The sequence below is a fragment of the Pseudomonas sp. Bc-h genome, assembly GCF_002080045.1.
GTDB lineage: Bacteria > Pseudomonadota > Gammaproteobacteria > Pseudomonadales > Pseudomonadaceae > Aquipseudomonas.
In genome coordinates this window covers 141,159-164,265 of record NZ_MUIN01000009.1, presented here as the reverse complement: position 1 = coordinate 164,265, position 23,107 = coordinate 141,159, and the positions used below count along the sequence as shown (strand labels likewise).

Sequence of the window (23,107 nt, the reverse complement as noted above, 5' to 3'; positions counted from 1 at the left end):
CCCATACCCAAGAAACAGGGAGTTTCCTATGCAATCATGCCGTCAGCTCGTCGTTCATCTCATCAGGAGTCTTGCACTGTTGGCCATTTTCTCCGCCACTGCAGCTCAGGCAGCCGAAAAGCGCGACCTGATCATCGATACCGATCCGGGCGCCGATGACGTGGTGGCGCTGCTGCTGGCGCTGGCGTCGCCGCAGGAATTGAACGTCCTGGCGATCACCACCGTGGCGGGTAATGTGCGGATCGACAAGACCTCGCGCAACGCCCGTCTGGCGCGTGAGTGGGCCGGGCGTGAAGAGGTGCCGGTGTACGCCGGTGCTGGCAGGCCGCTGGTGCGCACGCCGATCTATGCCGAGAACATCCATGGCAAGGAAGGCTTGCCGGGGGTAGACGTGCATGAGCCGAAGAAGGGGTTGGCCGAAGGTAACGCCGTGCAGTATCTGGTCGAGACGCTGAAGAAAGCCGCGCCACACAGCATCACCATCGCCATGTTGGGGCCGCAGACCAACCTTGCGCTGGCGCTGGTCCAGGCCCCTGAAATCACCCAGGGCATCAAGGAAGTGGTGGTTATGGGCGGGGCGCATTTCAACGGTGGGAATATCACGCCGGTGGCCGAATTCAACCTGTTCGCCGATCCGGATGCCGCCAAGGTGGTATTGGCCAGTGGTGTGAAACTGACGTACGTGCCGTTGGACGTCACGCACAAGATCCTCACCAGCGATCAGCGCATCAAGCAGATCCAGGACCTGAATAACCAGGCCGGCAAGTTGGTGAGCAGCATCCTCAACGAGTACGTCAAGGCCGATATGGTGCATTACGGTTTGCCGGGTGGACCTATACACGACGCAAGCGTGATCGCTTGGCTGCTTAAACCCGAGCTGTTCTCCGGCCGGCAGGTCAACCTGGTGATCGACAGTCGCGAAGGGCCTGGCTTCGGGCAGACGGTCGCCGACTGGTACGACACGCTGGGCCAGAACAAGAACGTGTTCTGGGTCGAGAACGGTGACGCCCAAGGGTTCTTCGACCTGCTGACCCAGCGTCTGGCCCTTCTGAAATGAAGGCCCTTCAGGCGCTGCTCAAGGCCTCGGTCGAGTAGCGCACGAACGCTTGAGCCATGAAATTCTGGGCGCCTTCGGTGCCCAGCTCCTTGACCAGCAGATCGACCGCAATGATCGCCAGTTCCTCGGCGCTTCCCGGGCTGTGGGCGCAATGCCCCTGTCGCCATTTGGCCTTGATGTCCGCATCGATGGATACGATTGCCATGCTGTTTCGTCCCTCTGAGAAAATACCGGATCCCGGCATCGCTGCCTGCGCTTGAGTCGCCGGGCAGGGCAGCAGTAAAGCATCTTGCCGCGCGTTTCGCACTGCTACTTAGGCATGAAGGACGTTGCGCGTCAGGGCTGTCGGAATATTCTCCCAAACGTTTTGTGACGATTTGTCTGTCACGCGCCTTCGTGAGCTGGGGCAGACTCCCGCCCATTCCTGCAGCGCCGTATCGAAGCATTTAGCGGGTGCGGGCGAAACCAAGCGGTTCGACCGCTGTCGCAGAGGTTCTGGTCTACGTTAAACACAAGGAGGCTGTATGCCCTGGAAATACGCATCATCGGGTCTGGTTCTGGCAGTAGCACTGTTGGCGGGTTGCAGCAGTACGTCCGAGTCGACAAAACCTGCCGAAGGTTCTGCGACTGCCGATACCGGTTATGCCCGTTGTGATGCAGCCGCTGCCCAGTTCGCAGTCGGCAAGCCGGCCACACCTGCCCTGCTGGAGCAGGCGCGGGTCAAGGCGGGAGCACAGACAGCGCGAGTCTTGGGCCCCAATGACATGGTGACCATGGAATACCGGTCCGATCGCTTGAATCTCAACACCGATCATGCGGCGACGGTGAGCCGGGTCAATTGCGGATAAGCGACTTTTCTGCAGGCAATAAAAAACCCCGTCAATGACGGGGTTTTCTCAGAACGCTCGGATTACTCCGGGCGAACCTGGGCGGCTTGCATGCCCTTTTGGCCTTTTTCAGCCACGAAGGAAACAGTCTGGCCTTCTTTCAGGCTTTTGAAACCGTCGGATTCGATAGCCTTGAAGTGTACGAACAGGTCGTCACCGCCACCCTGTGGAGTGATAAAGCCGAAGCCTTTTTCATCGTTGAACCATTTTACGGTGCCGGTTTGGCGATTAGACATGGTGTATCTCCAGAAACATAATTTTCAGTAGTGCTGTGTTGCTCAGGCCAACTGGGCACACGGGGGCTATCATAGTCGAATTGTGTGAATGCTGGACTTTTTCAGTAAGAACTTTGCACTGTTCCCGCAAATATATACGCCGAAATGATTGGTCATCTGGCTGATCCAACGCCGTGACAGCGTTTGAATCTACGCTTTTCACATGCCTGAAGCCCACGAAATACGCGGGCTTCAGCAGTCATGTGCAGCGCTTGCCACGCTGCTTGCCCAGGGGCAATGGCGCGGAATGTAAATTTTTTATTTTTTGCCTTTGAGGCAGTTTTCGCTCACCGCTTTTTGCAGGCGAGAGGTCATTTCGGTACTGGGAGGCGTCGTTTTGTCATTCAACGAAGCGATTTCCTTGTCCGAGAAATTCTTGTTGATCTGCTGCGCGCCGCATTCGCAATGTGCCTGCACGGCCTTGGCATCCATCCCCGTGTTGTTCTGGGTGGCGGCGGCGGTGCACTCATTCATGTAGGTCGTCTTGGTCTTGGCGTCCATGGCGGCATGAGCGCTGATCGGAAGAGTCAACGCCAACGGTGCGAGAAGGGCGGCAACACGTAGAAGCTTCATGGTTGATTCCTTTTTGTCGGTGGGACCTGCCAACACGCAGGTCTTTATCGGGCCTCGGTTTATCTGACGGCACGGATTCGCGCCAGTTCAGTACCCGAATCATTCCCGCAGGCTGTGCGAAACAGTTTCTTGCTCACAAATGACCGTTTATCTGACTGGGGACTATTGGGCTGTGCTAGGATGCGCGTCCTGTAGATTCGCTCGCGTCTCGCGGGTCAGGTTTTGCTTCACTGCAATGCCTGTCGATTTCGTAAGTTCCAGTCACTCTGGTTCGGTCAAACGGTTGGCCCTTGGGCTCCTGCCACTGTGAGGCAGGTACACCACCGAATCGCGTACTGGCTCTATCCCAACCCACGTGACCTTTGGTAGGGGTCACCACTAGGAGAGGAGGCGCCATGCCAACTATTACTCTTCCCGACGGCAGTCAACGCTCTTTCGATCACCCGGTTTCCGTAGCTGAAGTCGCTGCGTCCATTGGCGCGGGTCTGGCCAAGGCCACCGTGGCCGGCAAAGTCAATGGTCTACTGGTCGATGCCAGCGACATGATCGACGCCGACGCGAGTCTGCAAATCATCACCCCCAAAGATCAGGAAGGCCTGGAGATCATTCGTCACTCCTGCGCGCACCTGGTCGGTCACGCGGTCAAGCAGTTGTATCCGACGGCGAAGATGGTCATCGGTCCGGTCATCGATGACGGCTTCTATTACGATATCGCCTACGAGCGCCCGTTCACGCCGGAAGACATGGCGGCGATCGAGCAGCGCATGCAGCAGCTGATCGAAAAAGATTACGACGTCATCAAGAAAGTCACTCCGCGCGCCGAAGTGATCGAAGTGTTCAAGGCCCGTGGCGAAGACTACAAGCTGCGCCTGGTCGAGGACATGCCGAACGAAAAGGCCATGGGCCTTTACTATCACGAAGAATATGTCGACATGTGCCGCGGTCCGCACGTGCCGAACACTCGTTTCCTCAAGTCGTTCAAGCTGACCAAGCTTTCCGGTGCCTACTGGCGCGGCGATGCGAAAAACGAACAACTGCAGCGTGTGTACGGGACCGCCTGGGCTGACAAGAAGCAGCTGGCGGCGTACATCCAGCGCATCGAAGAAGCTGAAAAGCGCGATCACCGCAAGATCGGCAAGCGCCTGGGCCTGTTCCACACCCAGGAAGAAGCGCCGGGCATGGTGTTCTGGCACCCTAACGGCTGGACGCTGTACCAGGTACTCGAGCAGTACATGCGCAAGGTTCAGCGCGAAAACGGCTACCTGGAGATCAAGACTCCGCAGGTCGTCGATCGCTCGCTGTGGGAAAAGTCCGGACACTGGGCGAACTACGCCGAGAACATGTTCACCACCGAGTCGGAAAGCCGCGACTACGCCATCAAGCCAATGAACTGCCCGTGCCACGTGCAGGTGTTCAATCAAGGCCTGAAAAGCTACCGTGAGCTGCCGATGCGTCTGGCGGAGTTCGGCGCGTGCCACCGCAACGAGCCGTCGGGCGCACTGCACGGCATCATGCGCGTGCGCGCGTTCACTCAGGACGACGCTCACATCTTCTGCACCGAAGAGCAGATGCAGGCCGAATCCGCAGCCTTCATCAAGCTGACCATGGACGTCTACGCCGATTTCGGCTTCAAGGACATCGAGATGAAGCTCTCGACCCGTCCGGAGAAGCGCGTTGGCTCCGACGATCTGTGGGATCGCGCAGAGTCGGCACTGGCCGCAGCGCTTGATAGCGCAGGGCTGCCTTACGATCTGCAGCCGGGCGAGGGTGCTTTCTACGGTCCGAAAATTGAATTTTCCCTCAAGGATTGCTTGGGTCGCGTCTGGCAATGCGGTACATTGCAGCTCGATTTCAACCTGCCTATCCGTTTGGGCGCCGAATTCGTTTCAGAAGACAACGGACGCAAGCATCCGGTCATGTTGCACCGTGCGATTCTCGGTTCCTTCGAGCGTTTCATCGGAATTCTGATCGAGCACTACGAAGGTGCATTCCCTGCGTGGCTGGCTCCAACTCAGGCAGTGATCATGAATATCACTGATAAACAGGCAGATTTTGCCCTTGAGGTGGAAAAAACACTGGCTGAAAGCGGGTTTCGTGCCAAGTCCGACTTGAGAAATGAAAAGATCGGCTTTAAAATCCGCGAGCATACTTTGCTCAAGGTTCCTTATCTCCTCGTGATCGGAGATCGGGAGGTTGAAACGCAAACTGTCGCTGTGCGTACCCGTGAAGGCGCAGACCTCGGCTCAATGCCGGTCGCCCAATTCTCGGAGTTCCTCGCACAAGCGGTTTCCCGGCGTGGTCGCCAAGATTCGGAGTAATTATTATTAAGCGTGAAATGAGACAAGATAAACGAGCTGCACCGAAGGCCCCGATCAACGAGAATATCTCGGCACGCGAGGTTCGGTTAATTGGCGCTGACGGCGAGCAGGTTGGCATCGTCTCGATTGATGAAGCGCTTCGTATAGCTGAAGAAGCCAAGCTCGATCTGGTAGAAATTTCTGCCGACGCAGTACCGCCGGTCTGTCGCGTGATGGACTACGGCAAATCGATCTTCGAGAAGAAGAAACAGATTGCTGCAGCGAAGAAAAACCAGAAGCAGATTCAGGTTAAAGAAATCAAGTTTCGTCCAGGGACGGAGGAAGGGGATTACCAGGTAAAACTACGCAACCTGGTACGTTTCCTGAGTGACGGGGACAGGGCCAAGGTATCGTTGAGATTCCGCGGTCGTGAGATGGCCCACCAGGAGCTGGGTATGGAGCTGTTGAAGCGGGTTGAACAAGACCTGCTCGAATACGGCGCCGTCGAACAGCATCCTAAGATGGAAGGACGCCAGCTGATCATGGTCATCGCCCCGAAAAAGAAGAAATAACCACCAGGGCACGGCAGGCCTTGCGGTTATGTTTATCAACTGAATGCGGAGTATCCGAACATGCCAAAGATGAAGACTAAAAGTGGTGCAGCTAAACGGTTTCTGAAAACCGCGAATGGCATCAAGCACAAGCACGCTTTCAAGAGCCACATCCTGACCAAAATGTCGACCAAGCGTAAGCGTCAACTGCGCGGAAGCAGCCTGCTGCATCCGTCCGACGTGGCAAAAGTCGAGCGCATGCTGCGCCTTCGTTAATTTTGATCAAGAATAGAGGAAGTAACTCATGGCTCGTGTAAAGCGTGGCGTCATTGCCCGTAAGCGTCACAAAAAAATTCTGAAACTTGCTAAAGGCTACTACGGCGCGCGTTCACGCGTATTCCGTGTTGCCAAGCAAGCGGTAATCAAGGCTGGCCAATACGCCTACCGTGACCGTCGTCAGAAAAAACGTCAGTTCCGCGCTCTGTGGATCGCTCGTATCAACGCTGGTGCGCGTATCAACGGTCTGTCCTACAGCCGTTTCATCGCTGGCCTGAAAAAAGCGTCGATCGAAATCGACCGCAAGGTTCTGGCTGATCTGGCAGTGAACGAAAAAGCGGCGTTTGCTGCGATTGTCGAGAAAGCTAAAGCCACTCTGGCCTAAGTCCCCGGCAATCACCGGACCTCGTTTCGGGGTTCGGTGTTAAACGTCATAGATAGGGGAAGAGCCTTGTAAGCTCTTCCCCTATTTCGTATCTGGAGTCTGTACATGGAAAACCTGGACGCGCTGGTCTCTCAAGCACTTGAGGCTGTGCAAAGCGCCGAAGATATCAATGCCCTGGAGCAAATCCGGGTTCACTACCTCGGCAAGAAGGGTGAATTGACTCAGGTGATGAAGACCCTGGGGAATTTGCCGGCTGAAGAGCGTCCGCAAGTTGGCGCCCTGATCAACGTTGCCAAGGAGCGTGTCACAGAGGTTCTCAATGCGCGCAAGGCGTCGTTCGAGGAGGCAGATCTTGCTGCCAAACTCGCCGCCGAATCCATTGACGTGACCCTGCCTGGCCGCGGACAGACCACTGGCGGTCTGCATCCTGTCACCCGGACTCTGGAACGTATCGAACAATTCTTCACCCACATCGGCTACGGCATTGCCGAAGGCCCTGAGGTAGAAGACGATTACCACAACTTCGAAGCGCTCAACATCCCAGGCCATCACCCGGCCCGGTCGATGCATGACACCTTCTATTTCAACGCCAACATGTTGCTGCGCACCCATACCTCGCCGGTACAGGTCCGCACCATGGAATCGAACAAACCACCGATCCGCATCGTATGCCCGGGTCGTGTTTACCGCAGCGACTCCGATATCACCCACTCGCCGATGTTCCACCAGGTCGAAGGCCTGCTGGTCGACCGTGATATCAACTTCGCTGACCTCAAGGGCACCATCGAAGAGTTCCTGCGAGTGTTCTTCGAAAAAGAACTGGCGGTGCGTTTCCGTCCTTCGTACTTCCCGTTCACCGAGCCATCCGCCGAAGTCGACATGGAATGCGTGATGTGCAGCGGTAAGGGCTGTCGCGTCTGCAAGCAGACCGGCTGGCTGGAAGTCATGGGTTGCGGCATGGTTCATCCGAATGTGCTGCGTATGTCCGGCATCGATCCGGAAGAATTCCAGGGCTTTGCTTTCGGCATGGGTGCAGAACGTCTGGCCATGCTGCGTTACGGCGTCAATGACTTGCGCCTGTTCTTCGACAACGACTTGCGGTTCCTCGCGCAATTTCGCTAGGGGCTCTGCGCGAGCCGGCTTCAGGGCTGGTGCCGCGCAGTAACCGGGTCGTAGGTCCGTAACGAATCGATTAGGAGAGCAGGATGAAATTCAGTGAACAATGGCTGCGTGGCTGGGTAAGCCCGCAAGTTTCCCGTGACGAGCTGGTAGCGCGTCTGTCGATGGCGGGTCTGGAGGTCGACAGCGTGACCCCGGCAGCCGGTGTTTTCAGCGGTGTGGTGGTGGGCGAAGTGCTGAGCACCGAGCAGCACCCGGATGCCGACAAGCTGCGTGTCTGCCAGGTCAGCAACGGTTCGGAAACCTTTCAGGTTGTCTGTGGTGCGCCAAATGTGCGCCCGGGCCTGAAGATCCCATTCGCCATGATCGGCGCCGAGCTGCCGGGCGATTTCAAGATCAAGAAGGCTAAACTGCGGGGCGTCGAATCCAACGGCATGCTCTGCTCCCAGGCCGAACTGCAGGTGGGTGAGGGCAATGACGGCTTGATGGAGTTGCCGGCCGATGCACCGGTGGGCAAGGATTTTCGTGTCTATCTGGAGCTCGACGACGCCAGCATCGAAGTCGACCTGACCCCGAACCGTGGCGACTGTCTGTCGGTCGCGGGTCTGGCCCGTGAAGTCGGCGCACTGTATGACGCCGTTGTCACGCGCCCTCAGGTTACTGCCGTACCCGCCGTGCACGACGAAGTGCGCTCGGTCGACGTGCTGGCACCCGCAGCATGCCCTCGTTATCTGGGCCGCGTCATTCGCAATGTCGACTTGTCGCGTCCGACCCCGTTGTGGATGGTCGAGCGCCTGCGTCGTTCCGAGGTTCGCAGCATCGATGCCGCCGTCGACATCACCAATTACGTGATGCTCGAGCTGGGTCAACCGTTGCACGCATTCGATCTCGCCGAAATCAACGGCGGCATTCGCGTGCGCATGGCCGAAGAAGGCGAGAAGCTGGTGCTGCTGGACGGTCAGGAAGTCAGCCTGCGCGCCGACACCCTGGTCATCGCCGACCACCAGCGCGCGCTGGCTATCGCTGGCGTCATGGGCGGTGAACACAGCGGCGTCAACACCGCGGCAACCCGCGACATCTTCCTGGAAAGCGCTTTCTTCGATCAGATCGCCGTCGCCGGCAAAGCGCGCTCCTATGGCCTGCACACCGACGCTTCCCATCGCTACGAGCGTGGCGTGGACTGGCAACTGGCCCGCGAAGCCATGGAGCGCGCCACCGGCCTGCTGCTGGAAATCACTGGCGGCGAAGCCGGTCCGGTCATCGAAGCCGTCAGCGAGCAGCATCTGCCGTCGATCGCTCCAATCACTTTGCGTGCCGACCGTATCGAGCAAATGCTTGGGATGCAGATGGACGCGGCCGAAGTCGAGCGTCTGCTCACCGCGCTAGGCCTGAAAGTTTCGTCCCCAGCGGCAGGGCAGTGGCAAGTTGAAGTCCCGAGCCATCGCTTCGATATCTCCCTTGAGGTCGATCTGATCGAGGAGCTGGCTCGTCTGTATGGCTACAACCGCCTGCCGGTTCGCTATCCGCAAGCCCGTCTGGCGCCGCAAGCGCATGCCGAAGCTCAGGGCGATCTGCCTGCGCTCCGCCGCCTGCTGGTCGCTCGCGGTTATCAGGAAGCGATCACCTACAGCTTCATCGATCAGAAGTGGTTCGAGCTGTTCAACCCGGGTGTGGAGCCGCTGTTGCTGGCCAACCCGATTTCCGCTGACATGGCTGCGATGCGTTCGTCGCTGTGGCCGGGTCTGGTCAAGGCGCTTCAGCACAACCTCAATCGCCAACAGGACCGCGTACGACTGTTCGAAAGTGGTTTGCGTTTCGTCGGCCAACTGGAAGGTTTGAAACAAGAGCCTATGCTGGCAGGTGTGATCTGCGGCAGCCGCTTGCCTGAAGGTTGGGCTCAGGGGCGCGATGCGGTCGACTTCTTTGACGTCAAGGCTGACGTAGAAGCGGTGCTGGGTTTTGCCGGCGCGCTGGATGATTTCCGCTTCGTACCGGGCCAGCATCCTGCCTTGCACCCCGGTCAGACTGCTCGCATTGAGCGCGATGGTCGTGAAGTGGGCTATATCGGCGCACTGCACCCGGAGCTGATCAAGACCTTGGGTCTGGATCGTGCGGTGTTCGTTTTCGAGCTGGTTCTGGCGGATGTTGCCAAGGGGCGACTGCCGAAATTCCACGAGTTGTCGCGTTTCCCGGAAGTGCGTCGCGACCTGGCTTTGCTTGCGGACCGTGAGGTCGCAGCAACCGCCGTTCTGGACGTTATTCGTGAAAATGCAGGGGAATGGCTGACAGACCTCAGGCTATTTGATGTTTATCAGGGTAAAGGCATTGATCCGCATAGAAAAAGCCTTGCAGTCGGCTTGACCTGGCAACATCCATCGCGCACTCTTACTGACGATGAGGTAAACGCTTCGACGCAGCAAATTCTCACCTCGCTTGAGGAAAGGTTAAACGCCACGTTAAGGAAGTAGCGTATGGGGGCTCTGACGAAAGCTGAGATGGCCGAACGTCTGTACGAAGAGCTAGGCCTGAATAAACGAGAAGCCAAGGAACTGGTTGAGCTGTTCTTTGAGGAAATCAGGCACGCTCTGGAAGATAACGAGCAGGTCAAATTGTCCGGATTCGGCAATTTTGACCTGCGAGATAAACGCCAGCGACCGGGTCGAAATCCCAAGACAGGGGAAGAAATTCCGATTACGGCTCGCCGTGTGGTCACCTTTCGCCCAGGGCAGAAATTGAAGGCCCGAGTTGAGGCTTATGCTGGAACCAAGTCATAACGACGAGCTACCGCCCATTCCCGGCAAACGCTACTTCACCATTGGTGAAGTCAGCGAGCTCTGCGCGGTCAAACCGCACGTTCTGCGTTATTGGGAACAGGAATTTCCTCAACTCAACCCGGTCAAGCGTCGCGGGAATCGTCGGTATTATCAGCGGCAGGATGTGCTGATGATCCGACAGATCCGCGCCTTGCTCTATGACCAGGGCTTCACCATCGGTGGCGCACGCCTGCGCATGTCCAGCGATGAGGTCAAGGATGATTCCCTGCAGTACAAGCAGCTGATCAAGCAGATGATTGCTGAGCTGGAAGATGTTCTGGTCGTCCTACGCAAGTAACGCAATCGGGTCGAAATACTTCCATCATTCAAAAGCTTAGGGTATATTCCTCGACGTCCTCGCAAGAGCGACAACAGATTCACGCCTAGTCGGGGCGTAGCGCAGTCCGGTAGCGCACTAGCATGGGGTGCTAGGGGTCGAGTGTTCGAATCACTCCGTCCCGACCATATTTTGTAAAGGGAATCAGCCACTTACAGGTTTGATTCCCTTTTTCATTTCTGCTCGGCGCAAAACCCGCGCAAAACTGGCGCAAAACTATCCGGCGATTTCGCTGATATCGAGGTCGGGGACGGCCTCTGACCAGACCACTTCCGCGTGATCCTTCTGATAGTTTTTGGTCATCTCCTCGCTGGCGTGGCCGGCGATCTTCTGCCCATCTTTTCCGGCTTTCTTGTACAGGTGCAGCGAAAGCGCTCTGACTTCATGGAAGCCCGGCATCTCTTCTTCCTTCCATCCCTTGTAACAATCCGCTGCGTCCCGCGCTTCCTTGAAAGCCCTGGTCAGATACCGTTCCTCAATCTTGGTCCAGTGCTCTTTCGTTTCGGCCTGCTTCTGTTTCTTTCGCTCCGGCCGTCGGTGGATCAGAAACGGGGAGACGATGTTGTCTCGGCAGTGGCTGATGACCCGCTGAAGCTCAGGTGTAACCCTGAACCTGATCCATGCCATGTCCGACGCTTTCGCGGTCTTTTGCTGGACCACGTAGAGGTATCCGTCCTTCACGTCTTCGAACTTCATGGACAGAATGTCGGTGCGCCGCTGTGCGGTGACCAGCGCCAGATCGATTGCGTTCTGCAGCCAAGCGGGCGATTTCTCCCGGATGGCTTTCAGGCCTTCGACGGTGTGACGCTTTCGGGCTTTCTTTTCGATCCGGCTGATCGTGCTCATTGCTGGGTTGTCGGGGCAAAGCCCCTTCGCTGCGGCATGGTTGAATATATCGATCAGCAGTGCACGGCACTGGTTTGCAGTACGAGGCGTTACCGAATCCAGCAGCTCGGCGATCATGCGAATTGTGATCTGGTCGATAGCCTTGCCTTCGAACGCCTTCCGAAAACGTCGAAAGTGCACCCCATACAGGGCGAGCGTCCCCTGGGAGAGCTCCCGAGGTGGCAGCACCTTCTCTTCATACTGGGTCAGGAATGCGGTGAACAGCTCGGCAGACTCGCCCATCACCGAGCCAACCAGGTCGGCGCCCTGCATGAAGGCGAGGTTTAATTGCTTGGCCGCGTCTACAGCTTTCACCCGATCGGCTCCGAACGGAAACCATTTGCCGTCAGTCGGCCTGCGGTACCGGTAGGTCCCGCGCCGATCATCCAGGTAGAGGTTCGGCGGCAAGCCTCTGTTCGACTTGTTGCGCGGCCGTGGGACCATCATGCAGCTCCTTTCAATACCATCGCTACGAGCTCGTTGCCGGCGGACTTGTTGAAGGCCGCCCAATCGATATACCAGAGTTTTCCAATCTGCTCGCCCGGGAGCTTGCCGTCTCGGATGTAATTGCGGATCGCTTGGGAGCAGGGGGGGGTACCATTCTCACCCCAGCGCCGGCGGCGAAATTCGCTGATCTTGATCAGTTCGCGCTTCATGGCGTCACCATCCGTCGGGCCCAGCTGACATACGGCCCATCCTCGGTATCGAAGATGCCCATCAGAAACCATTCAGGTCCGGGTGAAGCAGGGTTCCAGGCCGTGCACGCGGCATCTTCTTCGGGAAGCTCATAAGTCTCATCGCCCGCATTCCAGCCTTTCAGCTCCAGCCTTTGTTCAGCCACCCAAGCGAGATATGGCGCTGGGTCTTCGCCTTCCCCAAAGTCCGGGACATCTGGATGCCACCACCAACCACCTTTATCGCGAACAACCTCGGCCGGCCCGAAAACCTTCGGCGAATGGATAGAACACGGTGTGACGTAAAAGACATTCGAATACTGGCCGCCGCCGTCGCTGAAGCGCGATGTGCAGCCACACTGTGCTGGATTGTCGTTCACGAAAATGATTTCTTCAGGCATGACTTCGTCCTCGCCGCCTACGCAGCAGGCAATTGGAATGAGATATATGAGCCGTCGATCCGGTTGAATTGAATTAGCTGATCAACCACGACTCACAGATAGATGGAATCGATAACCGATTGCTTTTAGTAAGTAGGTTTTCCGCATGCAGACCGCAGACGATTTCCGTTTCACAGCCCATTCGCTCCTGCTTGCCCTAGATGAGTCGACCATCAATATGATGAAGATAGTGGTGCTCTCTTCCATGGGAAGTCCTGCCTGGAAATCTGCCGTTATCGTTCAGCAGGCGTCGTTCGCCGCTCTGCATCTGCACCTCGGGCACGTAGACGCTCCAGCTTTAATGCTGCAGGGGTCGGCCAGATAGCCGCGCAGCAGGCAATAGGGATAGGGTTGGGCCGAACGGGCGGCGGGGTTATTGCGGGGTGGCGGGGTGCGTTGCGTTCCACTGCTCGAAGGCTTCCTGCGTCGTGGCCGCGGTGATCGTCTCGTCGCAGGTGTGGCAGAAGGCCTTACCGCCGCACGCGCCTACATCGCGATGGCCCTGGTGGCATGGGTTCATGTGCCAGTCCTCTTCGTTTAGTTCTGGCGCTGGCGCTGATTGGCCGGCGAGAAAATCCAAAACCGATTCGCAATGCGCTGGGGTTGGCGAGCTACCCTGCTTCAGGAGTTCTCGCGCTGCGGCTATGTCGGATTCAAGATCGTCGACGCGCTGATCGGCAATGGTCAGGCGCTGCTGGAGTGCTGCCTCCCGGACGCCAGAAGCATTCAACATCTGGTCACTTTGTTGCACTTTCTGCCCCATCAGAAGGAGGCGCTGCTGGAGTGCGGCGTTCTCGGCCTGCAGGCGGGTGACGTGGGCATCATGCACATCAGCCGTCACCACCGATGGGCCGTGCGGCTTGTAATCGATCTTGTTGCCGTCCTCGGACAGCATTTTCACGACGCGGTAGCGATGTACCTTTGGCGCTGGACCATTAGGGGGCAAAGCGGTAGCCAGCACACCTTCCATTTCCTTTAGGCAATCCTGAGTATCCAGGCAGTACGCCGGATCAAAGCCACCGCGTAACCACATCACCTTCTGGCAAGCATCCAAGTCGCGATGCCACTTCTTCAGCTGCGCCATGGGCACAAGCTTCCACTCACCGCTCAAGGCGGCGTTCTTCATTTCTTCAGGCATGGCGATATCCCTGTAACCCAATCAGGTTACTTTTCGAGATGTAACCTCTGGAGGTTACTTTGGGGTTGGTCAGAGTTGTTGCAGGAGGCGCTGGCCTAGCCAGCGAACGACGGTTACGGCTTTGCTGTTGCCGATCGCTTTGTAGCGAGGGCCGTCCGGGCATTCGGCGGTAGGCTTACCGCGCCAGGGGATCTGCGTGTAATTGTCGGGCAGGCCCTGCAGCCGTTCGCATTCCACGGCAGTGAGGCGTCGAACTGATGCGCCGATCTGAGCTGATGGAATGCCTTGCCCGGCCTTGCCGCCTCCGGTGCTGAGCGTGCCGGCAATCCTGCCATCGCCGTTTTCATATCGAAGTTCAGCGCGAGAGTTCTCAGCGAATGCCGCGACAATTGGCTGGCCGCGCCCAGTGCCGTCCTCACTTCCATCAAATCCCTCAGCCTTAAGCGTGTGAGTCACCTCCCCGGTAATGCACACAGCGACCTGGCCGCCGGCGTTGGCATGGCTTCCGCTATGGTTCATTGCCCGCAGGGTGGGCGAGAGCGATCCGGCGTCGGCGCCATGATCCTTGCAGCTGAAGGCGAGGATGGCGTTTTCTTGACCGTGATTGCGCCCGAGCGGGTGAGCCTTATCTTGTATGACATCGGGGTCCTGCGTGCCGTGCACAACCAGAAGGCCTGCTTCGGCATCTTGTTGGGTTGCGCTGCCTGCGGCTTTGCCGCTGGATTGAAGCGTGCCGGCCACCAGATGGTTTGCCATCCCGTGATCAACGTCCGCTCCGCCGTCAGTGCTGCGCAGCGTGCCAGCGACATCCCGATTTGGTTGAACGAAGATCGTCTCGCTCTCGATGTCCATGCGAGTGTCTTTCGCCGTGAGCGTGGCCGATCGCTCGATCGAGCTTCCCAGGCTGTGGCCACCGAACGCCGGGATGCCGCCGAACATTGTCACCGCTGGGCCTTCATCACCCTCGCAGTTCATGCAGCCGTAGTGACCAAGCTCTTCAGGGAAGATGTGTCCGCATCCGCACTGGAGCGCAGGGCCGAAAGGAGCTGTTCCGGTAACGTCTTGCCCCTCGCCTCGGCGCGGCGCAGTATCCCGGCGCACGCCTTCGCGCTCAGAAAGTACCTCAAGGGGATCGAACCCTCTTCGAGCACTTGCGACAACGAACACACGGCGCCGTCGTTGGGCCAGGCCGAAATATTGGGCGTCCAGGATCCGCCACGCGACTGTTCTTTTGGGTCCATACACACAACCAGCGTCTGTCCAGCGCTTCCCTGAAGGCTGCAGCTCGCAGTCTTCCCCAGCAAGCGCACCAAGAAAGCATCCGAAGGCGTTTTGCTTATCGGCAAGGACTCCGGGGACGTTTTCCCAGACGACGACGCACTCGTCATCGCCTCGGGCTGTTCGAACATGGTCAACTGCATCTGCGAGCTCCACATATTTGATGGTGAGGGCGCCGCGCGGGTCCAGCAGGCCCTGGCGCATGCCGGCCACGCTGAAGGCTTGGCAGGGTGTACCGCCGACAAGCACTGGCGGCGCCTTGATCTTCCCGGCAAGCACCAGGGCGGCGAGCTTGGTCATGTCGCCATGGTTCTTCACCTTCGGGTAATGGTGAGCCAGAACAGCGGAGGGGAAGGGCTCAATCTCGGCGAACCAGACCGGGTTCATGCCCAGCGGGTGCCAGGCGGCTGTTGCGGCCTCGATGCCGCTGCACACGCTTCCATAATTTATGGGCATGAATGCACCTCATGGGTATAGTTGACTGGGAAAATCAAAAGGGATTGAGATGAGCTTTTGCTTCGTATTTACCGAAATTGATTGGTCTTTGACTAAAGATTTCTTTTCTATCGTAGGTACTGTATTTGGGGCTGGAGGCGTGCTTGTAGCAGGCTATGTGGGCATTAACGGATTGGCGACATGGAGAAGGCAATTAAGGGGGCAAGACGATCACAGGCTCGCAAGGCAGATGCTTATCGAACTTTATAAGTTTGAGAAATTATTTGATCGCTGTCGCGCTCCAGCCATATATCCAGCCGAGGTCCAGCGAGATGGTGATCCAGCTTTTACGGTTGGTGATGATGAACGCTTTCAGCGGCTCACGCTCGGCTTCGAACGTCGCCTTGATGCTTTAAACGCATCTTATGCTGAGATTTCGGTGTCGCTATTTGAGGCAAAGGCCCTTTGGGGAGAGCACATTTTGAGATTCGCTAATCGGCTCGAGTTTTTGAAAGATGAGTACGGAGAGTATGTGCGCTTGAGGCTTTTGTGCTCCGATCCGGGAGAGTCTGATGAAGAGCGAACGGATCACCGAGTGTATTTGGACATGAGGCGTAAGGTCTTCAAAAATAGGTTATTTCCGAATGACGAATTTGGAGCTGAGCTGACTGATGTAGTGAGGAATCTCGAGTCTGCCCTGAAGTTGAAGCTAATAAGCTAATAACTAATCTCCGCAGACGCACGCGATGGCCTCGTCGTGGTCGGCGAACATATCGAATTGAGTGTCTGAGTAGTCGAGCATCTGCTGATAGCTCGGTCGGTCGAAGCGGAACAGCGCGCCGTCGCCGGTGGTACTGGAGCTGGATTTAGCGGTCCGCTCCATGCGTGCCCACCATTCAGCCTTCTGCCTATCGCTGGCGATGATCGAATAAACCTGCTTAGCGCCCTTGAGGAAGCACAGGTCGCAGTTGCCTTCCAGCGTTCGGCCATTGATGGTCGGCAACATCAGATCGAAAGGCTGACCTTTCCAGAAATCGGTGACGCCCTGAACGCCGACGCCAGCGTCTTCCAACGGCATCACCATCGTGGCGTGTTTGCTCTCGCTGGTCGTCTTTCGATGCCGGATCTTCGCGACTCGGCGTGGCTCGTCAGCGCGGATGCCGGTCATCATGTCCACCGGCGTTTCTTCTGTTGAGCAGCCAACCTTGCGCAGATATTTGTGGATTACCCTGATCTTCAGGTCGATGGTGCAGAAGCGCGTCACCGGGTTCGGGAGGTAGCTGCGCTTCCTGATCAGCGCTTCGAACGGCTCACCGTCGCGGCTAGCTGTCTCGTAGTCGACGATTGCGAACCCTCGCTCGTCGTCCCGGAACTCAGGCCAGACAATCGGCACGCCCCAGCGGTCTGGGCATTCCTGAACAAAATCCAGAGTGGCGGGGTGCTCTTTACCAGTGTTGGCAAACGTGACGATCAGGTCACCCAAATCGACGTTGTTGTCCAGCACTTGGCGCAGCATATAGGCGCTGGTTCGGCCGCCGGAGGAGCTGACGACCGTCGTTCCGGACATTTTGTAGGGAGACATGCGGGCATCCTCGCCAGTGGCGTGATTCATGAAAGTGGGGTATTTGTGTCGTTCAGAAAAAACGCGAAGGGATCGCATATGGCGCTTATAACGAAAACGTTCGATATAACCCTTGATGAAATGACTGAAAAATTCCCATGCAAGAAATGTTGCCTGAGGTCAAATCACAAGATCGTGGCTACTTATACCGAGAGGGGTTCGGAGGATTGCGGTGGCGGCAACTCTGTGGAATGGACTGTCCACAACCAGATAATTCAATGCTTAGGCTGTGAGGAAATATCCTTTCGAGTTGACTCATCCAACTCGGAAGACTGGGATCACGACGAATACGGTGACGCATACTGGGTATCCACAGTGACGTTTTATCCTGGACGGGTTGTTGGGTCGAAGATTATTGATCATGAATCTTTACCGCTTGATATCGAAGACATCTATCGTGAGACGAGAAGCGCGCTAGACAACGATCTATTGATAATTAGCGGTATCGGGATAAGAACTATTCTGGACACAATTTGCTCTGACGTTAAAGCAAAGGGCAGAAATTTAGAGCAAAAAATAGATGATCTTAATGCGCGGTCGTTGGTAACTGAGGAGGGTGTTCAGACACTCCACAAAATCAGAGTCTTAGGTAACCATGCAGCTCATAGAGGGAAGGCTCCGACTAAAAATCAGCTACTTCTGGCTCTTGAGGTGATCGAGCATATCCTTATCGGAACCTACATTATCCCATACAGAGCAAAAAAGGTTTTTAAAAATCTGGAGGCAAAAAAAGCCCTGCCTCCGCCTGAGCAAAATTAACTCTCGCCTGCATGGGATATATTCTTTATGCGAAGCAGGCGCGGGTTAATTTAAGCTGAAAATCTACCCAGAGATAACTTCGCAGCAGTGCCGGTTTTGTCTTCCAGTCCGGCCATGAACTCTTGGGCGATTGCTTCGCACTGCACATCCTCCCTTAAGTCAGTGCAGCTAGAGCACCGACGATGGCCTGAAGATCGCTTCCGCGATTCCATGCGAGTGGGTAATGGCCTACGCTTATCGCTCCACAGGAAGAGAGAAGGTCATGAGCGAGAACAGGGAATTGGCGCTATCTATCGCCCTTGAAGCTGTACTGAACGCAGCGCGCGAGCTTCACGTTGATGTCGATGAGCTTTGCGAGCAGGCAATTGGGTCGCTGACGCTTCTGCCTAAGAACGTATCGCCGTCTGTGATTGCCGCTATCCGAGAGATCGAGGTTGCGTCTGATGCGCTTGACTTCGGCGGTGGGGAAGGCGGCTGATGCGCTGGTGTGATCAGGCGGCGGCCATCAGCGCTTCAATCACGCGCTGACCTGCGAGCGGGGGAACGGCGTTGCCAGCCATATGCACCGTCAGGCGGTGGCTTTCAGGTCGCTTGGTGTGCGCGGGAAACGACATGGCCAGCAGGTTCTCGTCCGCTGTGAGCATCCGCATCTTGTCGCCGTTCACGATTGCCCAGCGATCCCGCGTCGTGATGGTACCGATCGGGCGGGTGAGGGCGCGGCCGCTGCGGGTGTTGCCGTAGTAGCTGAACAGGAACTGATCGCCGTATGCCGCGCGACCCGCCTTGACCCGTTCCAGCGTTGCCGCTGCTCGCCCTGGGCGTTCGACATCAGCCCAGCGGCCGGCTTCCAAATCGATGAACGAATTCGCCGCGGTGTGACTCTCCGGCCTGAGGTCGAGCATCAGCGGCGCTGCGCTTCGGGTGCAGACCAAGAACATGCGGACCCTGTTCTGAGGCACACCCAGGTCTGCGCAATCAACGATATGCGGCGCGACCTGATATCCCAGCGAGCGCACAGCCGACAACCACGCCGGATACAGCGCCCAGTCCATGAACTCGGGAACGTTCTCGACGATGGCCGCTTCCGGCCGGTGAAACTCCAGCGCCGAGACAACTGCCCAGGCTGTGGATCGGCTTGAGTCATGCTGCGGGTTGCCGGATGACTTGCCGCGCGCTTTGGAGTGGCCTTGGCAGCAGGGCGAAGCCAGCAAGATATCGTGGCTCGGAACCTTGGTCCAGTCCGCCTGATGCAGGTCTTGGCAGATGTGCTCGGTGTCCGGGTGATTTGCGCTGTGCCACTCGACGGCGACCGGCCAATGGTTGGCCGCCCAAAGTAGTTCAACACCCGCCGCGCGGGCACCGGTAGACCATCCGCCGAGTCCGGCGAACAAATCGATTGCTGTAGTCATTGCTGATTCCTAGTACAATTTCTGACTTTTTTGGGGCGAGAAATATAGTGAAAGGGAAGTCTGGAGTTCCGAAATGGCTAGTTTCAATAGCATTAACGGCGCTTGTTATCGCCATAATATTGCTTTTGCGATTTGTAGTAACTTTTGGATTGACTCCTTCCGATAAGCAAGAGTCGTGGGGGCAGTTTGGTGATTTTGTGGGTGGAATTCTGAACCCACTATTTTCGATAATTGGTCTGGTTGCCCTTCTTTATACTATAAAATTACAAAGCGAGGAGATGAGAAATTCGACCAAAGAACTGAAGTCTTCTGCTAAAGCGTTGAGGAAGCAAAATAAACACAATGCACGGCAGCAGTTTGATAGTAATTTGTTCCAGCTTCTAACTTTAAGTTTAGAGCATGCGAACCTTATTTCATTTGGTTTTGGTAGCGGTAAAAAAACCGGGGCATCAGCTTTCAACGCTGCTTGTCACGACTTCACCCATGGGTGGAGTTTGAATAAGTCTAGCGGGAATGAGTGGATTGAAAGGTTCGATGATTGGTACCTCACTGGCGGTGGGAAGAGTTTCAGTGCTTACGCAAATTCTGTCACGAACATGATTGACTTCGTTGTTGATGCGAACGTATCAAACAAAGCTAAGAATTTTGCTTATTCCACTATTTCCGCAAATATGTCGATCAATATGGCGCTCATCTATTTTCTGTTAATTGTTTTTTCGGAGGATCATAACTGGTACAGAGAGACGCTCGTGGAGATTGACTTCTTTAGCAATTGTCAGCGGGGGGGATTGAATTTCGACGCAGTGCTGGATTTCATCGGAGATTTTGAGCGTCTCCCCAACCGTTAACCCAACGTTGCTCAAGTCTTATCGCCTACTAGAGTCTGTTGCTACAGGCTCGTGGTCCGATTCCATTCGGGCTGGTAATGGCCTACGATTACCTCTCCACGGGAAAGGAGAAGGTCATGAGCGAAGACAGGGAAAACGTTTTGCGGATGGCGCTGAAATCAGTCCTGCTGGCTGCGGTGGATCAGGGGCTGGATCTACTAATCCCTCACCGAAGCCGCCATCGAATCGATGCTCAACGACATCGCTTACATTTCAGAAGATGTGCGAGACGCTGCTCTGGCTATTGAGGTAGCGGCAGACGCGATGCCGTAGTCATCAGCCGAGAATATATTCGCGACGCCCAGAACTCTCCACTTGTGACGCTCTATAGGATCCGCTAAAGAAATTTGGAAAGCATCAGGTTGAGGTGACGCGTTCCTCAAAAAACCTAGCCAGGAGGGATTTTCATTGAGATGAACGGATTTTTCAGCTTAAACAATTTGCCTAGATTTCATCCTTAAACGATTTACGGCTAGGCATCCTCACATCACAGTACGTAGGGAAAGACCATCATCATGAGTATCACCCAGGATGAAACATGACTCATTTCTACTGGTCGCTTTGACATTGGTGTTATGGCATAAACTGATCCACGTTTGTGGCAGGCATGCCTGTGGGGACGAAAGGTTGAAAATAGCTCCAGCCCTGTTGAGGAGCCGCGTCACAAACATACAAATTCCTGCCTGGTCCGACTACGCTCACATACGGACTGGCGGCGGCAGAAGGATGGCTACTTTTGATTGTAAAGGCACCTATGGCCTCTAGATATTCAATGGTGAAACGACTCCAGCGTTCATCTTGTACTCTCGCGGCTAACTGCCGCGTTGGGCCTATTGCACTCACAAACATCTGCTTGGCAATCGAAAAAATCTTTATCTCGTTCGTAGGTAAAGCAACTAGTTGAAAGAGGCAATTTTTGTCAATCTGATCGGCCAGCGCCTCAATGACGAAGCCATTGCTGAGTAAAAATTTACCCTCGGCGAGACTTTGAAGCAAAAATACTTTTCCCGCGTAGGGGAATCCAGCCGGAACGTTCAATTTCGTTTCGATTTCCATTAGTATTCCGTCCATGCTCGTAATTAGGTTGAGTAGCATAAAGCTGATTCTAGTTCGGAATAGTCGCGTCTACCACAACGTGGCGTTCTGCGCCTTTCGCGGTTTTCGCATCCATATGCGCTTGGGATGTTAACCAGTGGCGAGGCCCTGGATTCATCGGCTAAGTCGCTGCTTCCGTTAGGTAATGCTCCCTCTATCCTGCTAAAAACGGTGGCGAATAGGTTGGTGATGAGGTTTAATTGTGAAGCCGGAGCATGGCTTTTCCCACGCTATCCGGTTCAAGGCATCTGCTCTGCAGGTGCCTTTTTTATTGCCTGCGATCTGGCATCAAGCGTAGTGGTGGGCTATACGTGGTGACCGGCATGGGGCCGGGTCAAGGAGTCAAGAAATGACGCTTCGAGCTAAACCGATATTCAGGGTTCATCAGCATGAATCACGAGAGTCGTGGATTGAAATCGCCTACTGGAGCAACGACGACGGGATGCCAATGGATCTGTTTGGGCTTGATCTGCCACAGGGAACAACTTTCGAGAAGGCTCAGGAAGTTGCAGCGTTCCTCCGCGAGAATATCGAGTATTTCACCTACACGAAAACTACCTGAGAACGGGCCGAATGCTCCGCGCGATCCCAGGCGTTTTAGTAATCGCGCCTTTCTTGATCATGGTGGTAATGCGGCCTGAGATCGCATTTCCGTTTACGTCCGCGGCCTTTGCCATTTCGGCAACTGTCGCCGAGTAACCATTCTTCTTGCGGTACTCCGCAATGAAGGCCAGTGTTTCTGCCTGTACCGGGGTCAGTTCATTCTTCGTCTGCATCTGCATCTGGATCGGGGTCCGCCATTCCGAGTTCTTTCAACTGACGCGCTAGTTTTTCCGTCACAACGAAACCTGACGGTGGAAGTGTGAGCATGCGCTTTGCTTCATCCGGTTCAGCGCCGACCAGCGAAAGGACGACGGTCTGATAAAGCTCCTGCTTGTTCTTGAATCCGTGAGCCTTCATGAGTTTCTGAAGATGCCTGTTGATGCCGACCGGCACCGCCACTTTCAGTATTTCCACACCCAGCTTTTGCTTCTCGGCTTTTTGCCGTGCCCGGTAGTCCGCCGAGTGCTTCGCGGCTGCTGTCTTTTCCATTGAGTGGTTCTCCGAACTGATGCGCTGGCAAGTCCAGCCAGGCTTGCCGACGGCGCTGGTGCACGCGGTTGTTGATCTTGCGCATCAGGTCGGTTCGGCCAAGCTGATGTCGTGCTCTTAGGCGATGCGCCGGACGGTGCGGCTGTCGATGCCGACGGCGGTGGCGATTGCCGATGCGGTGTTGCCCTGGGCTGCCAGCTCACGGACGCGAGGCTCGTGTCTGTCGCGCTTTGCTTTGAGGTTCTTCGGGTGGTTGCCGATCGCGGTAAACGACACCTCGCCGCTTTTCCCGGCTGGAACCAGTTCGATTCGGTGGCCGGTCGCGAGGTAGTGATCGATCTGGGCCGCCAGTTGCGCAACGACCTGCTTGTGCTGGTCTGGCACGCTTTCGCCAATCATTGCAGCACCGCCTGTGACAGCGTGACCTTCACACCGTCTGCGCGCGCCTCAAGGACCTGGGCGAAGTTGACCGCATCCTTCCAGTTGAAGCGGAAGCCGCGCACCTTTCCGGTTTCGATTTCCACGACGTGGTAGGCGCTAACTCCCTTGGCGACAACCTGATAGCGAATTTTTTGCGCTGGTGGCTCTTTACCGATCATGGCGTAGAACTCCGCGGTGGCGAGATGAGTGCGGGCCCGCATGGCATTCAGGCCATCCACGCGCTGCTGAATTTGTGGGTGCATGTCCTTTCCTCAGATGGTTGCGTGTACTCGTCAGCGCTCTGATCGCCTGCTGGTTGCCGTTGGGCGCAGGGGAGAGCGCTGGCGGGTAAACGCCGTGTGAAAAAAAGCCCAGTCGAAACCGGGCTTTTCTTTCATCCAAGG

Annotated in this window: 30 protein-coding genes and 1 tRNA gene; 16 read left to right on the top strand and 15 right to left on the bottom strand. The window is 56.2% G+C overall.

The features are described from left to right. The first annotated feature begins 28 nt into the window (after window positions 1-28). Complete coding sequence (locus tag BWR59_RS17335; protein ID WP_081566863.1) at window positions 29-1,057, top strand: nucleoside hydrolase; 1,029 nt, start codon at window positions 29-31, stop codon at window positions 1,055-1,057. A 7-nt stretch (window positions 1,058-1,064) separates the two neighbouring features. On the opposite strand, the gene BWR59_RS17330 is transcribed toward BWR59_RS17335, so the two are convergent. Further along, the gene (locus BWR59_RS17330) at window positions 1,065-1,262 is read right to left on the bottom strand and encodes a hypothetical protein (protein ID WP_081566862.1); all 198 of its coding nucleotides are present in this window, start codon (window positions 1,260-1,262) and stop codon (window positions 1,065-1,067) included. A gap of 319 nt (window positions 1,263-1,581) precedes the next feature. On the opposite strand from BWR59_RS17330, the gene BWR59_RS17325 reads away from it, so the two are divergent. After that, window positions 1,582-1,905 carry an I78 family peptidase inhibitor gene (locus BWR59_RS17325; RefSeq protein WP_081566861.1) on the top strand — a complete coding sequence of 108 codons (324 nt, stop codon included), beginning with the start codon at window positions 1,582-1,584 and terminating at the stop codon, window positions 1,903-1,905. Window positions 1,906-1,967: 62 nt separating this feature from the next. On the opposite strand, the gene BWR59_RS17320 is transcribed toward BWR59_RS17325, so the two are convergent. Then, on the bottom strand, window positions 1,968-2,180 hold the full coding sequence (locus BWR59_RS17320; protein WP_003179963.1) for a cold-shock protein: 213 nt from the start codon (window positions 2,178-2,180) through the stop codon (window positions 1,968-1,970). A 297-nt stretch (window positions 2,181-2,477) separates the two neighbouring features. After that, on the bottom strand, window positions 2,478-2,792 hold the full coding sequence (locus BWR59_RS17315; RefSeq protein WP_081566860.1) for a hypothetical protein: 315 nt from the start codon (window positions 2,790-2,792) through the stop codon (window positions 2,478-2,480). 395 nt (window positions 2,793-3,187) lie between these two features. Here BWR59_RS17315 and thrS point away from each other — a divergent pair, with 395 nt between their 5' ends. The 9 genes from thrS to BWR59_RS17270 all read left to right on the top strand — a co-directional run bounded on the left by thrS (window position 3,188) and on the right by BWR59_RS17270 (window position 10,698). Beyond that, window positions 3,188-5,110, top strand: coding sequence for a threonine--tRNA ligase (gene thrS, locus BWR59_RS17310; RefSeq protein ID WP_081566859.1), 1,923 nt, complete (start codon window positions 3,188-3,190; stop codon window positions 5,108-5,110). Beyond that, window positions 5,110-5,661 (top strand): translation initiation factor IF-3, encoded by a 552-nt coding sequence (infC, locus tag BWR59_RS17305; protein WP_177418420.1) that lies wholly within the window; start codon window positions 5,110-5,112, stop codon window positions 5,659-5,661. Before thrS ends, infC begins: the two co-directional genes overlap by 1 nt. A 60-nt stretch (window positions 5,662-5,721) precedes the next feature. After that, window positions 5,722-5,916, top strand: a complete 195-nt coding sequence (gene rpmI, locus BWR59_RS17300) for a 50S ribosomal protein L35 (RefSeq protein WP_002553160.1) — start codon at window positions 5,722-5,724, stop codon at window positions 5,914-5,916. A 28-nt stretch (window positions 5,917-5,944) separates the two neighbouring features. Next, window positions 5,945-6,301 carry a 50S ribosomal protein L20 gene (gene rplT / locus BWR59_RS17295; RefSeq protein WP_007905879.1) on the top strand — a complete coding sequence of 119 codons (357 nt, stop codon included), beginning with the start codon at window positions 5,945-5,947 and terminating at the stop codon, window positions 6,299-6,301. A 105-nt stretch (window positions 6,302-6,406) separates the two neighbouring features. Continuing rightward, a complete protein-coding gene (pheS, locus tag BWR59_RS17290; protein WP_081566857.1) occupies window positions 6,407-7,423 on the top strand; it encodes a phenylalanine--tRNA ligase subunit alpha in 1,017 nt (338 codons plus the stop codon). An 83-nt stretch (window positions 7,424-7,506) separates the two neighbouring features. Then, window positions 7,507-9,888, top strand: a complete 2,382-nt coding sequence (pheT, locus tag BWR59_RS17285; RefSeq protein ID WP_081566856.1) for a phenylalanine--tRNA ligase subunit beta — start codon at window positions 7,507-7,509, stop codon at window positions 9,886-9,888. 3 nt (window positions 9,889-9,891) lie between these two features. Beyond that, complete coding sequence (ihfA, locus tag BWR59_RS17280) at window positions 9,892-10,194, top strand: integration host factor subunit alpha (protein WP_002553164.1); 303 nt, start codon at window positions 9,892-9,894, stop codon at window positions 10,192-10,194. Next, window positions 10,175-10,531, top strand: coding sequence for a MerR family transcriptional regulator (locus BWR59_RS17275; RefSeq protein ID WP_081566855.1), 357 nt, complete (start codon window positions 10,175-10,177; stop codon window positions 10,529-10,531). Before ihfA ends, BWR59_RS17275 begins: the two co-directional genes overlap by 20 nt. 90 nt (window positions 10,532-10,621) lie before the next feature. After that, window positions 10,622-10,698 (top strand) — tRNA-Pro (locus BWR59_RS17270). An 88-nt stretch (window positions 10,699-10,786) separates the two neighbouring features. Here BWR59_RS17270 and BWR59_RS17265 read toward each other — a convergent pair. The 5 genes from BWR59_RS17265 to BWR59_RS17240 form a co-directional block, all read right to left on the bottom strand. Further along, window positions 10,787-11,899, bottom strand: coding sequence for a tyrosine-type recombinase/integrase (locus BWR59_RS17265; RefSeq protein WP_081566854.1), 1,113 nt, complete (start codon window positions 11,897-11,899; stop codon window positions 10,787-10,789). Next, complete coding sequence (locus tag BWR59_RS17260) at window positions 11,899-12,111, bottom strand: hypothetical protein (RefSeq protein ID WP_062387165.1); 213 nt, start codon at window positions 12,109-12,111, stop codon at window positions 11,899-11,901. The genes BWR59_RS17265 and BWR59_RS17260 overlap by 1 nt, the downstream gene beginning before the upstream one ends. Further along, window positions 12,108-12,530, bottom strand: a complete 423-nt coding sequence (locus tag BWR59_RS17255) for a hypothetical protein (RefSeq protein ID WP_230982037.1) — start codon at window positions 12,528-12,530, stop codon at window positions 12,108-12,110. The genes BWR59_RS17260 and BWR59_RS17255 overlap by 4 nt, the downstream gene beginning before the upstream one ends. A 412-nt stretch (window positions 12,531-12,942) precedes the next feature. Beyond that, window positions 12,943-13,707, bottom strand: a complete 765-nt coding sequence (locus tag BWR59_RS17245) for a hypothetical protein (protein ID WP_081566852.1) — start codon at window positions 13,705-13,707, stop codon at window positions 12,943-12,945. 69 nt (window positions 13,708-13,776) lie between these two features. Next, on the bottom strand, window positions 13,777-15,441 hold the full coding sequence (locus BWR59_RS17240; RefSeq protein ID WP_081566851.1) for a DNA cytosine methyltransferase: 1,665 nt from the start codon (window positions 15,439-15,441) through the stop codon (window positions 13,777-13,779). 49 nt (window positions 15,442-15,490) lie between these two features. Between BWR59_RS17240 and BWR59_RS17235 the strand changes: the two genes are divergently transcribed. Then, complete coding sequence (locus BWR59_RS17235) at window positions 15,491-16,141, top strand: hypothetical protein (RefSeq protein ID WP_081566850.1); 651 nt, start codon at window positions 15,491-15,493, stop codon at window positions 16,139-16,141. 3 nt (window positions 16,142-16,144) lie between these two features. On the opposite strand, the gene BWR59_RS17230 is transcribed toward BWR59_RS17235, so the two are convergent. Further along, entirely contained in the window at window positions 16,145-17,002 is an 858-nt protein-coding gene (locus BWR59_RS17230; protein WP_081566849.1) for a phosphoadenosine phosphosulfate reductase family protein, read from the bottom strand. A 45-nt stretch (window positions 17,003-17,047) separates the two neighbouring features. Between BWR59_RS17230 and BWR59_RS17225 the strand changes: the two genes are divergently transcribed. Together BWR59_RS17225 and BWR59_RS17220 are read left to right on the top strand one after the other, a co-directional pair. Further along, entirely contained in the window at window positions 17,048-17,800 is a 753-nt protein-coding gene (locus BWR59_RS17225; protein WP_230982036.1) for a DUF4145 domain-containing protein, read from the top strand. Between the two features lie 223 nt (window positions 17,801-18,023). Next, window positions 18,024-18,278, top strand: coding sequence for a hypothetical protein (locus BWR59_RS17220; protein ID WP_143490857.1), 255 nt, complete (start codon window positions 18,024-18,026; stop codon window positions 18,276-18,278). 13 nt (window positions 18,279-18,291) lie between these two features. On the opposite strand, the gene BWR59_RS17215 is transcribed toward BWR59_RS17220, so the two are convergent. Continuing rightward, entirely contained in the window at window positions 18,292-19,209 is a 918-nt protein-coding gene (locus BWR59_RS17215; RefSeq protein WP_081566846.1) for a DNA cytosine methyltransferase, read from the bottom strand. A 47-nt stretch (window positions 19,210-19,256) separates the two neighbouring features. Here BWR59_RS17215 and BWR59_RS17210 point away from each other — a divergent pair, with 47 nt between their 5' ends. Further along, complete coding sequence (locus BWR59_RS17210; RefSeq protein ID WP_143490856.1) at window positions 19,257-20,057, top strand: hypothetical protein; 801 nt, start codon at window positions 19,257-19,259, stop codon at window positions 20,055-20,057. A gap of 612 nt (window positions 20,058-20,669) precedes the next feature. Here the strand turns inward: BWR59_RS17210 and BWR59_RS17205 are convergent. Then, on the bottom strand, window positions 20,670-21,152 hold the full coding sequence (locus BWR59_RS17205) for a hypothetical protein (RefSeq protein WP_143490855.1): 483 nt from the start codon (window positions 21,150-21,152) through the stop codon (window positions 20,670-20,672). Window positions 21,153-21,540: 388 nt separating this feature from the next. Here BWR59_RS17205 and BWR59_RS17200 point away from each other — a divergent pair, with 388 nt between their 5' ends. Next, entirely contained in the window at window positions 21,541-21,753 is a 213-nt protein-coding gene (locus BWR59_RS17200; RefSeq protein WP_081566843.1) for a hypothetical protein, read from the top strand. Here BWR59_RS17200 and BWR59_RS17195 read toward each other — a convergent pair. The 4 genes from BWR59_RS17195 to BWR59_RS17180 form a co-directional block, all read right to left on the bottom strand. Further along, complete coding sequence (locus tag BWR59_RS17195) at window positions 21,746-21,973, bottom strand: hypothetical protein (protein ID WP_081566842.1); 228 nt, start codon at window positions 21,971-21,973, stop codon at window positions 21,746-21,748. The genes BWR59_RS17200 and BWR59_RS17195 overlap by 8 nt on opposite strands. After that, window positions 21,951-22,283: a hypothetical protein gene (locus tag BWR59_RS17190; RefSeq protein ID WP_081566841.1), complete on the bottom strand. Its 333-nt coding sequence runs from the start codon at window positions 22,281-22,283 to the stop codon at window positions 21,951-21,953. The genes BWR59_RS17195 and BWR59_RS17190 overlap by 23 nt, the downstream gene beginning before the upstream one ends. A 117-nt stretch (window positions 22,284-22,400) precedes the next feature. Further along, entirely contained in the window at window positions 22,401-22,682 is a 282-nt protein-coding gene (locus BWR59_RS17185) for a hypothetical protein (protein WP_081566840.1), read from the bottom strand. Then, complete coding sequence (locus BWR59_RS17180) at window positions 22,679-22,966, bottom strand: hypothetical protein (RefSeq protein ID WP_081566839.1); 288 nt, start codon at window positions 22,964-22,966, stop codon at window positions 22,679-22,681. The genes BWR59_RS17185 and BWR59_RS17180 overlap by 4 nt, the downstream gene beginning before the upstream one ends. Window positions 22,967-23,107 lie beyond the last annotated feature (141 nt).